General features: G+C 41.1%; 17 protein-coding genes. 13 read left to right on the forward strand and 4 right to left on the reverse strand.

Translation table 11 applies throughout. The features are described 5' to 3' along the window. Positions 1 to 116 precede the first annotated feature (116 nt). The 13 genes from AHMF7605_RS19485 to AHMF7605_RS19545 all read left to right on the forward strand — a co-directional run bounded on the left by AHMF7605_RS19485 (position 117) and on the right by AHMF7605_RS19545 (position 11014). Positions 117 to 590 (forward strand): MarR family winged helix-turn-helix transcriptional regulator, encoded by a 474-nt coding sequence (locus AHMF7605_RS19485; RefSeq protein ID WP_106931709.1) that lies wholly within the window; start codon positions 117 to 119, stop codon positions 588 to 590. Beyond that, a complete protein-coding gene (gene ppsA / locus AHMF7605_RS19490) occupies positions 580 to 3204 on the forward strand; it encodes a phosphoenolpyruvate synthase (RefSeq protein ID WP_106931710.1) in 2625 nt (874 codons plus the stop codon). Before AHMF7605_RS19485 ends, ppsA begins: the two co-directional genes overlap by 11 nt. 244 nt (positions 3205 to 3448) lie before the next feature. Then, entirely contained in the window at positions 3449 to 4072 is a 624-nt protein-coding gene (locus AHMF7605_RS19495; RefSeq protein ID WP_106931711.1) for a hypothetical protein, read from the forward strand. 67 nt (positions 4073 to 4139) lie between these two features. Beyond that, a complete protein-coding gene (locus tag AHMF7605_RS19500) occupies positions 4140 to 4388 on the forward strand; it encodes a winged helix-turn-helix domain-containing protein (RefSeq protein WP_394336237.1) in 249 nt (82 codons plus the stop codon). Positions 4389 to 4470: 82 nt separating this feature from the next. Then, positions 4471 to 4806, forward strand: coding sequence for a potassium transporter KefB (locus AHMF7605_RS19505; protein ID WP_106931713.1), 336 nt, complete (start codon positions 4471 to 4473; stop codon positions 4804 to 4806). 57 nt (positions 4807 to 4863) lie between these two features. Beyond that, positions 4864 to 6108 carry a DUF4153 domain-containing protein gene (locus AHMF7605_RS19510; protein ID WP_106931714.1) on the forward strand — a complete coding sequence of 415 codons (1245 nt, stop codon included), beginning with the start codon at positions 4864 to 4866 and terminating at the stop codon, positions 6106 to 6108. A gap of 91 nt (positions 6109 to 6199) precedes the next feature. Continuing rightward, complete coding sequence (locus tag AHMF7605_RS19515) at positions 6200 to 6490, forward strand: hypothetical protein (RefSeq protein ID WP_106931715.1); 291 nt, start codon at positions 6200 to 6202, stop codon at positions 6488 to 6490. 181 nt (positions 6491 to 6671) lie between these two features. After that, complete coding sequence (locus AHMF7605_RS19520) at positions 6672 to 6983, forward strand: hypothetical protein (RefSeq protein ID WP_106931716.1); 312 nt, start codon at positions 6672 to 6674, stop codon at positions 6981 to 6983. Between the two features lie 243 nt (positions 6984 to 7226). Further along, the gene (locus tag AHMF7605_RS19525; protein ID WP_106931717.1) at positions 7227 to 7658 is read left to right on the forward strand and encodes a DUF1810 domain-containing protein; all 432 of its coding nucleotides are present in this window, start codon (positions 7227 to 7229) and stop codon (positions 7656 to 7658) included. A 225-nt stretch (positions 7659 to 7883) separates the two neighbouring features. Continuing rightward, entirely contained in the window at positions 7884 to 8510 is a 627-nt protein-coding gene (locus tag AHMF7605_RS19530) for a TMEM175 family protein (RefSeq protein ID WP_106931718.1), read from the forward strand. A 350-nt stretch (positions 8511 to 8860) separates the two neighbouring features. After that, complete coding sequence (locus tag AHMF7605_RS19535; RefSeq protein ID WP_106931719.1) at positions 8861 to 9931, forward strand: putative sugar O-methyltransferase; 1071 nt, start codon at positions 8861 to 8863, stop codon at positions 9929 to 9931. Between the two features lie 69 nt (positions 9932 to 10000). Continuing rightward, on the forward strand, positions 10001 to 10294 hold the full coding sequence (locus AHMF7605_RS19540) for a hypothetical protein (protein WP_233219191.1): 294 nt from the start codon (positions 10001 to 10003) through the stop codon (positions 10292 to 10294). Between the two features lie 192 nt (positions 10295 to 10486). Further along, entirely contained in the window at positions 10487 to 11014 is a 528-nt protein-coding gene (locus AHMF7605_RS19545) for a GNAT family N-acetyltransferase (RefSeq protein ID WP_106931721.1), read from the forward strand. 288 nt (positions 11015 to 11302) lie between these two features. On the opposite strand, the gene AHMF7605_RS19550 is transcribed toward AHMF7605_RS19545, so the two are convergent. The 4 genes from AHMF7605_RS19550 to AHMF7605_RS19565 form a co-directional block, all read right to left on the reverse strand. After that, positions 11303 to 12142: a DUF4097 family beta strand repeat-containing protein gene (locus AHMF7605_RS19550; protein ID WP_106931722.1), complete on the reverse strand. Its 840-nt coding sequence runs from the start codon at positions 12140 to 12142 to the stop codon at positions 11303 to 11305. A 716-nt stretch (positions 12143 to 12858) separates the two neighbouring features. After that, on the reverse strand, positions 12859 to 13725 hold the full coding sequence (locus tag AHMF7605_RS19555) for a DUF4097 family beta strand repeat-containing protein (RefSeq protein WP_106931723.1): 867 nt from the start codon (positions 13723 to 13725) through the stop codon (positions 12859 to 12861). A gap of 12 nt (positions 13726 to 13737) precedes the next feature. Then, positions 13738 to 14544, reverse strand: a complete 807-nt coding sequence (locus AHMF7605_RS19560) for a HEAT repeat domain-containing protein (protein WP_106931724.1) — start codon at positions 14542 to 14544, stop codon at positions 13738 to 13740. Further along, complete coding sequence (locus tag AHMF7605_RS19565) at positions 14541 to 15101, reverse strand: RNA polymerase sigma factor (RefSeq protein WP_233219192.1); 561 nt, start codon at positions 15099 to 15101, stop codon at positions 14541 to 14543. The genes AHMF7605_RS19560 and AHMF7605_RS19565 overlap by 4 nt, the downstream gene beginning before the upstream one ends. Positions 15102 to 15392 lie beyond the last annotated feature (291 nt).

Raw genomic sequence — 15392 nt, forward strand, 5'->3', positions numbered from 1 at the left:
TACAAACCACTACCGTTAAGCGTACAGAACAATCGACAAAGCAAGGTTAGTTGGTTGGTTATATCGTAAATTTTAATTATCTTTGTAACTAAGATATTTAGTTGATAAGATATTTTATGAATAATAACCTACTCACCCAAATCAGGAAACTGAGCCAACAATATGCCTACACCTCTATTCAGATGCACGAAGCCATTGGCCGAAAGGCCGGACTTTCCGGAACGGACCATAAATACTTGGGATTTTTGATTGAAAAAGGGCAAATGACCGCAGGCGAGCTCTCCACTTTAACGGGTTTAACTACCGGTGCCGTTACCGGTTTAATCGACCGATGGGAAAAGAAAAACCTGGTGACAAGACAATTTGCTCCAGAAGACAGGCGGAAGGTTTTCATTGAACCAAACACGGAAAACATAATGGCTCTTTTAACCCCGCTTTATAAAGACTTCCGGGTCAACTCCGAAAAATTGCTTGCTTCCTTTTCAAACGAAGACATCAAAATTCTGGAAACCTACTTTTTAAAAGCAATTGCAATAATGAATGCGACTACCGACCAACTCAACAACAAAAATCGGGAAAATGAAGAATAGGAGTGCTTTCGTATTGGGTTTTCAGGATATGACTAAAACAATGCTTGCTTTGGTTGGGGGGAAAGGCGCGAACCTGGGGGAACTTGCCAGGATAGAAGGAATACACGTACCAGATGGCTTTTGTATTTCTACGGAAGCTTTTAAAAGAATAATCGGAGAAACCTCCTCGATTAACGAATTACTTGATAAGTTATCGCTGCTAAAGGTAGAAGACCGGGATAAAATTGTTGAATTAAGTGCTGAGATTCGTAGGATAATAGAAGCGATACCTATTCCTGAGGACATAAATGAAGAGATTTCCGGCTTTCTCTCCAGGTTTGGAGAAAAAAATGCCTACGCCGTACGATCCAGTGCAACGGCCGAGGATTTACCAACGGCTTCTTTCGCCGGCCAGCAGGATACCTATCTGAATATTATTGGAAAGGAGGCCATCCTAGAGCATATCAGCCAGTGTTGGGCCTCGCTGTTTACTGAGCGGGCGGTAACGTACCGGCTTCAAAACGGCTTCGACCACCGTAAAGTCCACCTGGCCGTGGTGGTGCAGAAAATGGTCTTCCCGGAGGTAGCCGGAATTTTGTTTACCGCCGATCCCGTCACTTCTAACCGGAAAGTGGTATCCATTGATGCCAGCTTCGGGTTGGGGGAGGCTTTGGTTTCCGGCTTGGTGAATGCGGATAACTACAAAGTGCGGAACGGCAAGATTATCGAAAAGAAAGTATCCACGAAGAAACTGGCTATATATGCGGTAAAGGATGGCGGTACGAACCAACAGGGGATTGAATTGGAACAACAGAACAAGCAAGCGCTGACGGATGAGCAGATTTTACAGTTGGAGTGTATAGGCAGAAAGATTGAAGCCCATTTGGGCTGCCCTCAAGACATTGAATGGTGTTTAATTGACGCTACGTTTTATATGGTGCAGAGCCGGCCAATCACGACGTTATTCCCCATCCCTGAAGCGAAGGATTCCGCCAATCACGTGTATATATCGGTTGGTCACCAACAAATGATGACCGATGCCATGAAGCCTTTGGGGATATCTATCTGGCAGTTAACGGCTGGCCGACCCATGTTTACCGCTGGCGGAAGGTTGTTTGTGGATGTCGCCCCGGATCTGGCTACACCGGCGGGAAGAAATATTCTGGTCAATGTCTTGGGCAAATCCGATCCGCTCATCCAAGACGCGTTGAGCACCATCCTGGCGCGAGAAGATTTTATAAAGGCACTACCAGCTAACAAAAAAGATTTAAGTCCCGGTACAAGTAGTCAAGGCCCACCGCCGACAGTTTTTCAAACATTACACGACTATGATCCGCAGATTGTTTCTGATTTAATTAATAACAGTCAAGCAGCGATAACCGAGTTGAAACAGGCCATTCAAACAAAATCAGGATTGGATCTTTTTGAGTTTATCCTTGAATACAACCAGAAATTAAAAAAGGATAAATCTAATTCACAAAGCCTGGCCGTGATTATGACGGCTATGAATGCTTCGGCTTGGCTCAATGAAAAGATGGCGGATTGGTTAGGGGAAAAAAACGTAGCGGATACGCTTTCTCAATCCGTGCTCAACAATATTACCTCGGAGATGGGGCTGGAATTGTTGGATGTTGCCGATGTAATTCGCCCCCATCCGGAAGTAACCCATTATTTGCAACAGGTAAAGGAAGATAGCTTTTTAGATGAGCTAATTAAGCTCGAAGGTGGAAAGGAAGCCCGCCAGGCCATCTATGCGTACCTGGATAAATACGGCATGCGCTGCGCCGGAGAAATTGATATAACAAAAACCCGTTGGAGCGAAAAACCCAGTACACTGATTCCCTTGATCCTTGGCAACATCAAAAACTTCGAGCCTGGTGCCCGCCGGCGAAAGGTTGAGCAAGGACTACAGCAGGCTTTGGAAAAAGAACAAGAGATAGTAAGTCGATTGAAGCAACTGCCGGATGGTGAGCAAAAAGTTGAAGAAACAAAGCGAATGATCGGCTTGGTTCGAAATTTCATCGGCTATCGGGAATATCCTAAATACGAGATAGTGAATCGTTACTTTGTTTATAAGCAAGCTTTATTGAAAGAAGCCGAACAACTCGTACAAGCGGGCATTATTCAGGATAAAGAAGATAGCTACTATCTCACTTTTGAAGAATTTCAAGAAGCTGTACGCACCAAGGAATTAGATGACCAGATCATCAGTAAACGGAAAGACGCGTACAAAATCTACGAAAAGCTAAGCCCACCCCGGATTATCACGTCTGATGGTGAAATTATTACGGGTGCCTACAAACGAGAAAATCTCCCGCCCGCAGCGATTGTCGGTCTGGCGGTTTCTTCGGGAGTGATAGAAGGGCGCGCGCGGGTTATCTTGAATATGGAAGAGGCTAATCTCGAAGCGGGAGATATATTAGTTACTGCGTTTACGGACCCAAGCTGGACTCCTTTGTTTGTATCTATAAAAGGCTTGGTTACCGAAGTGGGCGGACTAATGACCCACGGCGCCGTTATCGCCCGTGAGTACGGCTTACCGGCAGTTGTTAGCGTAGAAAAAGCTACCAAACTGATAAAAGACGGGCAGCAAATCCGCGTACATGGAACAGACGGGTATGTGGAAATCCTATAAACAGGGAAAGTATATAAAACCGGCTTGCTGGAGATGTAATACTTTATACTTTTGGATTTTCACTATTTGTTGTTTTTGCTTCCATCATCCGTACTTATTATAGTTACTGCCGCTTAAATTAACTATAATGGGCATCATGCTTGTTGCTCAGAAGTTTTCAATGTATATTTTTTAAAAATATTTTAGCCACGGACCTTGCTATTACGTAAACTTGGTTTAACTTTGAAACACAAAGTACTTTACAATGAACCCACAGCAAGATCAATTAGAAGCCCTGCACGAGATCCGGAACATCATGGATCGTTCTTCCCGCTTTATCTCGCTTAGTGGATTGTCGGGCGTGTTTGCCGGTTTGTCGGCATTGGGTGGTGCGGCAGTGGTTAAATGGTACTTTAGTCAACAAGGCATTAATTACTACCGGGACTTGGGCAGCCATTTAACCCGCGAAAATATATTATTTCTTTTAACGATTGCGGTAGCCGTTCTGATACTTGCTTTCTGTACGGCTACTTACTTTACCGTTCGTAATACCCGCAAAAAGAACCACCGGATCTGGGACAGCCAATCGAAGCGATTACTTGTGAACCTGGCCATACCTTTAGCCACGGGAGGCGCTTTTTGTGCCATACTTTTGTACCATAACATTTTAAACCTGGTCGCACCGGCCATGCTGATTTTTTATGGCCTAGCCTTGCTGAACGGCAGCAAGTATACGTTAAGCGACATCCGCTACCTGGGTATTTTCGAGATTGTATTGGGTTTGTTAGCCAGTGTTTTTGTAGGCTATGGCTTAATTCTCTGGACGGTAGGATTTGGGATGCTGCACATTGTGTATGGCGCGCTGGTGTACTTTAAATACGAACGCTAGCAGACCGGTGAAAAAGTATCTGGAAAATATAAACAAAGCCTTTGAAAGCAAGGCACGGTTGGGCATTATGTCGGTGCTGATGGTGGAAGATAAAGTTGATTTTAATACTCTGAAAGAAACCCTGCAATTAACCGATGGCAACCTGGCCAGCCACCTACGGGCGCTGGAAGAAGCGGAATACCTGCGCGTAGAAAAACAGTTTGTAGGCCGCAAGCCTAATACTACTTACCACGCCACTGAGGCTGGTCGCGAAGCATTTAAAAGCCATTTAGATGCTCTAGAGCAATTAATTTTAAATAACAGGCAAAACAACTGATTTTTTTTGTACTTAGACTTTGTAATTCAAAGTACTTTAAAATAAATCTTATAACTATTATTAAACCTAAAACTACTTTATCATGACACAGCAACCTAAATCTCAAAATCAGCCCCTTCATTCTGCATCATTCGTTAAACCGATAATAGTGGGTGCCGGAATAGCCTTACTCGTGATCTCCTTTTTTGTATTTGGAGTAGATGAGCCTCATCCGGAATGGGGGAAGTTTTGGATAGTTAGACCTTTACTAATTACTCCTTTAGCCGGGGCCATAGGTGGCGCCTTTTACGCTTTCCTAAATTACCAGAGTTCCCGCGGTTTTAACAAAATAGGGGCTATCCTTTTGAGCCTGGTTGTATACTTTATCGGGCTGTGGCTGGGTATTGTTTTAGGCTTGGACGGCACGATGTGGAATTAAAACTCGAAAAATTAGAAGTGAAAATTCTGGCTAAAAAAAGGCTTAAAACATAAACTTATGAAAAATGAAATCCTCTCCCACCTAAACGACCCCAGGCAATTGGAAAAGCTGTACCGGGCCAATAAGGCAAACTTTAAGCAAGAATTTAAGGGTGTTTACCCCCAGTTAAGCGGCAATGTACTGGCTGATTTCTGGTACGAAAGGCTGAACTACGAATCGGAAGAAATTTCCTGGGGCTCCCGAAACGAGTTACTGTTCGTTGTAGGGGCAGCTTTAATAGCGGGTACACTGGCTAAATTACCCGCCATTTTTTCCATCAGCGAAGAGTTTTTTTATCCCCGCAATATTGCCTTTCTGGTGTTCCCGTTTTTAGCCGCTTACTTCGCCTGGAAAAATAAATTACCGGTTAACAAAATAGCCTACCTTTCTGGTACGGTAGTAATTTGCCTGGTATATATCAATTCTCTGCCGGATAATAACAAAAGCGATACCTTAGTATTGGCCTGCATCCATTTGCCTTTGCTGCTTTGGGCAATACTAGGAGTGTCGTTTGCGGGCGATGCATTTCGCGACTATAAAAAACGATTAGAGTTCTTGCGTTTTAACGGCGACCTGGCCGTAATGATGGCACTGTTAGGCTTTGCCGGAGTATTAATGACGGCCATCACCATCGGATTATTCAAGCTGATAGGGTTTAAAATTGAGGAATTTTACTTTGAGTACGTGGTGGCTTTCGGCTTACCCGCCGTACCTATCGGTGCTACGTTCCTTACCCAAAGTAATCCGCAACTGGTAAACAAAGTATCGCCGGTAATTGCTAAGATATTCAGCCCCTTAGTTTTAGTAATGTTAATTATTTATTTGGGAGCTATTATTTTTTCAGGTAAAGACCCTTATAACGACCGGGAATTTCTGTTGCTATTCAACCTGCTTTTGCTTGGGGTAATGGCGTTAATATTCTTCTCCGTTGCCGAAAGTTCTGCCGAAGAAAAAACAACTTCGGGCCTCTGGATACTGCTTCTGTTGTCGTTAATTACGATAGTGGTAAATGGTATCGCGCTGTCCGCTATTTCTTTCCGGATATCGGAATGGGGAATTACGCCAAACAGAGTAGCGGTGCTTGGCGGTAATGTTCTCATTTTGGTTCATCTGCTAATTGTAACAGTTATGTTATTTAAAACAGTTACGAAAAAAGCAGTTATCACCGAAGTCGGGAGAGCCATTGTCCTTTACTTACCGGTTTACCTTATCTGGTCAGTAGTAGTGGTTTTCCTCTTCCCGCTGGTTTTCGGTTTTAAATAAAAATTGGACCAAAGCCTTTAGTAATACAGAAGAACATACATAGCAAGACTAAGAAAGTTTAATAACAAAATATTTAAAAAACTGAAAAATTATGATTACGCAAAATAAAAGACTTACCGGTATTGTGCTTACAGTAGCGTTTTTATTGCTCCTGCCATTGATTGCGATGCAGTTCACAAATGAAGTGAATTGGTCGTTATTCGATTTTATTGTCGCTGGTTTTTTACTGCTCAGCACTGGTCTCCTAGGTGAGCTTGTATCAAGGAAAGTAAATAAATTTGAGCACCGAATTGCCATCTGTGCCGCTATTCTGGCAGTACTCTTTCTCATTTGGGTAGAACTTGCCGTCGGTATTTTCGGCACACCGTTCGCCGGAAGTTAGCCGGTAAAATTAGTATATGCCCCTATTGTGGTTGGATGTGCGTAATAATGACGTGTACCACCCGCAATTATACGCAACCGCTTCCGACAAGATAGCCTTACAGCGGAAAAGCTATTGATCGCAGATAATTTTAAAATTTCTATTATTAATGAATGGTAAAATGTAGTATAATTTAAAGAGCATGAATCCTTCAAGACTAAAATTTATTTTCTTCTTCCTCTTATTTGCGTTTGCCTTTCTTTTTGGCACCACCTTGCTTTTAAATCAGCCACCCGAATCTTTCCTGGGTTCGGAGTCACAAGTACCCTGGAAATCTACTGTATCCACCATTCTATCGCCTATTAAAATTATTTTGATGGGGCCTCTATTGCCTTTTATTAAATTTTTGCATCAAGATCCGGATACCCCACCTCCCTTTTTTCTTATCGGTTTTGCTTTTTACTGGACTATCCTTGCCTTAATTGTGCATTATATTCTGAGTAAAATACGCTGAGTAATTTTTATTAACAAGATTGAATTCAGGAAGCTCTTGGGCGGGTTTTGAAATCAAAAATTAGATTAGTTACATGCGGCAGCGCCCAACAAGGGCTTAGCGAAAGGGCAGGTGAAGTGGTTAGATGGCGCATTGATCAAACTTTGGTGCTAGGTAACAGGGTAATGCTTCTTATACCGCCACTTCGCCAAGCTCGTTTCCCCATCTTATAGAACTCATTATTAAAAACTACTCCGAGATAATATGACAAAAGAGAACAACTTAAAAAGATTTATGGATGCTCAGGAAGCCGACTACTCCATGGCTTTAGCCGAAGTGAAGAATGGAAGGAAAAGAAGCCATTGGATGTGGTACATCTTTCCGCAGATCCAAGGGCTGGGTTTTAGTGAAATTTCAAAATTTTATGCTATCCAAGATATTAACGAAGCAGAAGCGTTTTTGAAGCATCCGATTTTAGGCAGCCGGCTGGTACTTATCTGTCAGGAATTGCTTCAATTGAAAGAGAATAATGCGAATAAAATATTTGGTAGCCCGGACGATTTAAAGTTAAAATCGTCTATGACCTTATTTTCTTTGGTACCTGATACAGACCCCGTATTCCAACAAGTTTTAGATAAGTTTTTTAACGGAACCAAAGACAGTAAAACTTTACAGATAGTTAGCCCGCAACAATAAAATTATAGAAGCTACTTTCTTAATTCCTGGAGAAGAAAGAGGTTGGCAAAAGAAGAATTATTATAAAAATGTAATTTCAATTAAACTTGGTAAGAACAAAATATTTAAGAGATTCATCTTTAATAAAAAAATCAGGCAAGTAAAGCTTTATCTTCTCGTAAAAGTTAGCCTCTATTGTAGTTAGAGAAATTCTAAACCACCTTTGCCGAATACTAAGTTAAAACAATGCAAAAAGGACGATTAGAAGCTTTCAGCGACGGAGTTTTAGCCATAATTATTACCATTATGGTTTTAGAAATAAAGGTGCCGCATGGTCAGGATATGCAGGCTTTACAACCTCTCCTGCCGGTAATTATCAGCTATATTTTAAGCTTTATTTATGTGGCTATTTACTGGAACAACCATCACCACATGCTGTATACCGTTAAACACGTAACCGGCGGTATCTTATGGGCGAACCTGCACCTGCTTTTCTGGTTGTCGTTGGTACCCTTTGTAACCGGCTGGGTAGGCGAAAACCATTTGGCGCCTGTTCCAATGGCATTTTACGGAGTAGTTCTCTTTATGGCCGCTATAGCGTACTGGCTCTTACAAAACCAGATTATTCAGAACCATGGTCCGGAATCTATATTGGCCAAAGCCATTGGAAAAGACATAAAAGGTAAAATCTCGCCTGTTCTTTATTTTATCGCTATTTGCTCTACTTTTTTTAGTACTTGGATTGCCGCTGGCATATATGTTTTAGTAGCTTTTATGTGGCTGATTCCGGACAAACGGATTGAGATTATTCTAAAGCATAATGCGAACGAAAAAAGCGAACTAGGTTCCAAAGCAGCCAAACATACTTCCTGATTTTGTCGGCTTGTGTATTTTTAAAAAATCTGCGCCCAGATGTCCTTATATTTTCATTTACTCATCCTAAAATAGTAAACAGCCTTTTTATGAGGCTTTATTACAAAAGGCAATTCACTAATAACAGTATATCCTTTATTACAATCTGCCTGAGGCTAATAGAACCTGCTTTTTAGGTAGGCTAGTTGCTTTATTCTACCAAAATTATTCCCCACAGCTGGCTCGTTGTAATTCGGGGGCCAATTTACTACTTTTCTATAAGTGCTGCAGGCTATCTAAGGCAACATACAAATTTTGTATTTTCAGTACATGCAGCATAGTCCCGTACGTTATAGCTTATAAACGAAGACATGGACAATCTTGATCAATTGCTTGCAGAATATTACAAAGCTCCGGAAATCTTTCAAGCCGGAAGATACTGGAAAGCATACGAAGCTAAAATTATAAGTGAAATCAAGAGAGCTGATATCGGACAAATAAGAAGTGGAAAGTATCCCATTTTTAGCACTTTTGGATTTTCTGATTTAGTGTATAGATATCATCCTAATATGCTTTTGCATGAAAAGCTCATTAAGAAAATTATAAGGAAGCTTTTTGTTGCGGATCGAGCCATATTGCCCTATTCCTTAAAACTGGCAGATATCAGAGAAATGGCCTATAATAATTGTCTCCTTCAGGGGCAATTGGCAGGCGCTAAATCTATTGCCGAAATCGAAGCAAGTACATACGGTAATCCCGCTGATTTATTCGAAATTGACGGCAGAAAGTATACGATGCAATTTTTAAATTATTATGTTAGATTTTGTTTTGTTCAAAAAGTTTTACATCTAAAAGGTAATGAAACTATCGTTGAATTAGGTTCCGGTTCCGGGTTTCAAGTAGAGATACTAAAAAAAATGTATCCAGATTTAACCGTACTTTGTTTTGATTTACCTGCTCCGTTATATCTATGTGAACAATACCTTTCTAATGTTTTAGGGGATACTACGGTTATTAAATCAACTCAAACCATGAATGTAGTGGACTTGAATGAATTTATTAAATCAGGAAAGGTGTACCTATTTGGTAATTGGAAGTTTCCACTGCTTAAACAATTTGAATTTAATTTATTTTGGAATGCCGCTAGTTTTGGAGAAATGGAGTTGGATATTGTAAGTAATTATCTAAGCTATATTAAAGAGAATTGTCATTCCATTTATCTTCTGCAGAGCAGGAATGGTAAAGAAAGTTCTAAAAGTGCAGGGGTGCTAACGCCGATTAAATTTAGTGATTATAATTCTATGTTGAGTGATTTTAAACTCATTAAAGAATCCGATGCATTTGAAGCTCACCGTAGAATGTCTCAGAATGGGGGCTATTTCCAGGCAATTTGGCAAAAGATAAATAATTATGGTTTACCAGATAACATTTGTATTAATTGAGCAATAATTATTAGCAGCTACCTAAAAGTTATTCTAATTATATGGAGCACGAATACCTTATGGTTTGAAATGGCAATAGTGAGTATTATCTTTCTATTGGGCAATATTTTTATGGGGCACTTTGAAGAAAGAAGTCCGAATTGGCGGAAATTAGTAAAATACTTGGTAACGGTTTGTATCATTGTTGCCATCTCCATCTTTGCCGGACGCACTTATGCCTTTATACTTTTCGGACTTGCCTTTATTCCGGTTATTTATGCTCATGGTATTTTGCTGCCCAAAAAAGGAATAAACGGGTGGACGGGCGAACCAAAATCAAAGTATTACGAATTCAGAGGTTGGGATAAAATATTTTTTAAGTAGCCATTTTTAAATCAATAAAAAGAAATTCAAATAGCTTTCTCTGACTTTTATTTTTTACCTGTTTCACTAGTTTCAGCTCTTAAGTAAAAAGAAATTGGCGATTAAATGAAAATTCCGTTCTCAAACCTCAGTAATAAAATAGTAATAAAATAAAAAGTATAAAGATGCAGAACATTGTCAAACAATAATTGGATGCTAGAATCGGAAAGGTTAAGGTTTGAACTAGCCCATTTAGAGGATAAAGGTTTTTTCTTTAAGCTGTTGAATAGCCCAAACTGGATTAAATACATAGGAGATAGAGGCATTAAAACCGAACAGGACTCGGAAAACTACATCAAGAATTCGCTGATTAAAACCTATAATGATAAAGGATTTGGGTTATACAAAATGGTAGTAAAAACCACCAACCTGCCCATTGGTATTTGCGGTTTTGTAAAAAGAGATTACCTCGATTCGGTGGATATCGGCTTTGCTATACTGCCGGAGTTTGAAGGCCAAGGATATACGTTTGAAGCCGCCAAAGCCATTTTGGAATACGGGCAAACCGAGTTAGGCCTTGGTACCGTTTATGGCATTACTACTCCCGATAACAAAGCATCCCAGCATCTGCTGGTAAAGCTAGGATTACAGTTTGTTTTTAAAAGAACCGATAAAATCCAAAACCAGGAATTATTGATTTTCTCTAACCAACAAAGAATATCCGCACCTCACCAAAATTAAGCTACGCAGGCAAATAGTAATAAAAGAACTTCCCGGCATACTGCGGACCATCTCTCTAAAGCATTAAGTAAAATCGAGTTAAGGCTACGGCAAAACAGGAGGGAATATTAAACAGTAATTCAATTTACTTTCTTCATCAGACTTATTTTAAAATTTATTGTATTTAGGCTTTAGAACTTAATAGATACAAGATTTTTTAAAAATAAATGCCCGACAACTTTGCCGGGCATTGGAAATACCTATTTCTATACTTAATGAAATCCTGAAGTATAACTTCCGATAGCTATATTACTTTATTTTCCGGATGTAAATATTGCCGTTAAAGTTCTTGAACATAAACTCAGGACCGCCACCATTTACCAAGCCATAAAGCCATTTATCTAATTTCATGTTTTTGTTGCCGCCAACTTTCATCATTTCTTTTTCTTTATCGCCTTTGCTAAAGTTCATTTCAAAATCGCTGTAAATTTCGCCGTTATCCGCTTTCATTTTGGTGGCAAATTTGGCGTTAGCGGGCAAAGCTACGTCTATTTTGCCGTTCATGCTGCTAAAAGCCATGGGTACGTTAGGGGTAATTTTTCTCAGACTTACCTGCAGGTCGCCGTTTAACGTATTGGCTACCACCGAACCAGAAACATCGGTAAGGCGAATATCATCGTTGAGGTTGCTTATTTCCAATTCGCCGTTTACGCCTTCCACAATTATTTTACCGTTATTCAGCGTGCTTAGCTTTACCGAAAAATCGCGGGGTACTTTTATGTCCAGGTCAATGTCGCGGTTAAAGGAATTAGTACGAACCACTACCTGATTATTTTCTTCGCTGGCCTCTAAGCCAAAGTTGTTATTCGGAATCCGGCGCAGTCCATTGGCGGTCGCATCGTTTTGCCGGTCTCTTTTCCGGTCGTCGTCATCGTCGTTGCCTCGCCCGGAGTAGCCGATAATGACATCTTTACCGGAATGAGCCGTTACTTTAATAGAACCGTTGAGTAAGTCTACTTTTAAGCTGCCCGGCTGACCTGGTTTAGATAAAGCAACCGTTAAATTCTTGTTCTCATTTTGAGCTACTACGGGATTGGTAGTTACGATAATGAGCAAGGTAATTAATACAATATAAGGTAATCGTTTCATGATGGTGGTAATTTAAATATTTTTAAAATTTTATTTTTTTTGATTCTCATTGACATAGCTGCACACTTTAGCGCGGATTTACTTCCGTGCCTTACAACTTTTATTGTTCGCAAAGCGGCGGCAGTTCTATTTCCTCTTTGAGCTGTTTCATCTCATCTGCCTTGGTTCTTTTTGTCTGGACACAAAGTAAAAGGGCCCCTACCCCCAGAACCAAAAAACGCAAGACGTTAAAAACTCGCCGACCGCTCGAACAGTTTAGCGTTAACCTTTGCACTGGGCTGAAGCTGTTTGTTCTATAGCTACTTAGGGTTTTTTGTTGTTTTAAATTTTTAGAATTTTAAACTTTTTGTCATTCAGGAGGAACCTATTTACTTACGCAGCAGAACAGGTTCATTCTGTATTAAGCCTTTCTGTTGATTTACATGTTAATTTTCTGTCTTTTAAATTAAGGCTATTACGTCCCAGTTATACCGCGAGCGTCTTCGCTCGTGATGATTATCGTCCGGCCTCTGGCCGGTGGTAGATTGTTTTAATTTCTGGTTAAGTTTTATTGTAATTCCTAAAATAAAAGCTTTTCAGTTCGCCCGGCCAGAGGCCTTTCGCATGGTAGCCACGAGCGAAGACGCTCGCGCCCGCATAATTCTTTAAATCTTTAATTTCTCAACTTCTCAATTTTAAAACTTTTCAACCTCTCAACTTTCCAACCTGCAACCCTTTCACTTCCCCTGCCGCACGTACACGTCGCCGTTGAGGGTTTCGAAACTGAAGGTAGGGCCGCCTTTGCCTAAGCGCATGGCTTGGCGGTTATCTACTTTATACACGGTACCGGAGCCTTTATTTTTAGTATTCTGAATAGTTTGCGCGGGTAAGGTTTTGAGGTCATCAAAATCGCTGAAGAACTCGCCGTGCATGGTTTTAAAAGTGAAATCGGCGGATAAATTGGGCTTGAACACCACGTTTAGTTTACCGTTTATGGTCCGGAAGTCGGAATCGCCGGTGGGGTTTTTGGTATAGGTAACATCTACGTTGCCGTTTACGGTATTGGCTTTGGTAGTACCTTCAATGTTACTAATTTTAATCGGGCCGTTTACATTATTCGCTTTTACAACTCCCTGGGTATTTGCTACCGTTACTTCGCCGTCGTTTACCGTCGATACTTCCAGATTGGTCTGGCGCGGTACTTTTACGGTAATGTCAAAAGCAAAATTATAATCATCTTCGTCGCGGTCAATGTTCATGCTGCGCATGCGGCCTTTGCGGCGGTAAATAAAAGGCGCTTCTAAGTAAACGTAAACGGTATCGCCGGAAGCTTCGGTTTTAAGCTGTACTTCGCGCATGCCTTTTTCCGCGTCGGCTTTGGTATCGCCGGTAATGGTTTTTTCGGCGGTTAATTCTACTTTATCCCCGTTATAACCTTCTACTTTTACGTCGCCCTGAATATTTTGCACAAATAATACGTGCGGGCCATTAGGGGTATTAAAACTGACGCTACGCGTAATATTTTCGGTTAATTTTTGGGCAAAAGCTGTTCCGGTTAGCCCGCTGCACACCAGTGCGGCCAGGCCGAAAAAAATCTTTTTCATAAACTTAAGAGATTAGATAAGTACGTTGATAGTTTGTTTTACTTTTGCTTCTACCGCCTGATTTAAATCTTTCTTGCGCAATAATTTTTGCAATTCGGCTACCGATTTTTTCTCCTGTAAACTCAGCATGACATCGGCCAGGGCAATTTGTACCAGCGGCGAATCTTGCTGACTGATGGCGGCAATTAATCCTTCGCGCACGGTAGGGTTACTAGCATGTTGGTACAAAGCCTCGATGGTGGCCAAGCGCACGTTCACGTTCGGGTCGTTGTTTAAAGTTTGCAGCAAAGCCCGAATTACTTTGGTATCGGCTGTTTCTAAATCGCCGGTTAAGTTTACCGCTTTCAGGCGCTCTGTCGCCGATGATTGCTTGAGTAAAGTCAGCATCATTACTTCGCGCATGTTCTGCACCTCGCCGGTTAGGTGGCTCAGTTCTTTTTCGTAGGTTTTAGCCGGCGTTATCCGGAAGCCAATCCCAATGCCAATAGCTAATACTAGCATCCCGAAAACTACTTGCCCGAATACCTGCGGCACGCTCAGCGAAGCCAGCCAACTGCCAAAAAAACCACCTTTGGGTGCCCGTTGCGGATGTTCTTTTTTGTAATCGGCCAACATACTCTGAAAATCAGCTTTCATAAAAGCGCTGGGTTCCGGCGCCGGAATATCGCCTATCTGGCAGTATAAGTTTTTGAATTCAGTTATTTCGGTAGCCTTAATGGTGCCTTGTTCGATATATTCCTGTAGTTCAGCTTCTTGCTGCAGGGTTAAGGTGCCTTCCAGGTGACCCGTTACCAGGTCGATGTACTTCTCATCCATCATATTTCTTGCCTTTCCAATTGGGTGTAAATATTTTTTAAATCCTGCATTGCCCGAAATACTTTTACTTTCACCGCCGCTTCGGAGCAGCCCAGTATGTCGGCAATTTCTTTGTATTTTAGGTCCTGGTACCGGCTTAGGATTAAAACTTCTTTTTTATCGGGACTAAGCTGGTTCAGGGCCTTCTGCAATAATTGTATTTCTTCGTCTTTCTTGGTTTGCTCTTCTAGGTTATAAGAATTATGCAAGCTGTTTTCTACCGTGGTAAAATCATCCGAAAAACCCAAACGACTGTCTTTGCGGTAATAATCGGCGTATACGTTGCGGGCTAAGTGGTACATCCAGGTAGTAAATTTACCTTCGCCGGTAAACGTATGTTTGTACTTCAGCATGCGCATAAAAACGTTTTGCACCAAATCTTCGCTCACCATTTTGCTTGAGGTAAACCGGTAAAAAAAGCTGTACAGCACCCGGTGATACCGGTCGAACAGCAATCCCAGCCGATCTACGTCTCCGGATTTTACTTTCAGCATTAAAGCATTATCGGCTAGTGCGTCCAAGCGAAACAGGATTATGTTTTCAGATTCAGAAGGGGAAACTAAGGTTTTGGCGAATGGTTACAAAGATTTATTAAAAAATATCCTCTACCTGTAGCTCCTTTCTTAAAACCACTTCTAATTCAACCTTTAAAAGTATTCAGATGGGTAGAGAACGTGCCTAGATGCTGCGCTGAACCTTAAAGCCAGTTGAGGTTAAGATTTGTTCTAGTTTGAGTAACATTCATGAAGGCTTTCAGAAAAATAACTTTGCAACAAATGCCACAGATGGCTAATTTTAAATTTTTACCAGAG

The sequence above is a fragment of the Adhaeribacter arboris genome (assembly GCF_003023845.1).
In the GTDB taxonomy this organism is placed as follows: domain Bacteria; phylum Bacteroidota; class Bacteroidia; order Cytophagales; family Hymenobacteraceae; genus Adhaeribacter; species Adhaeribacter arboris.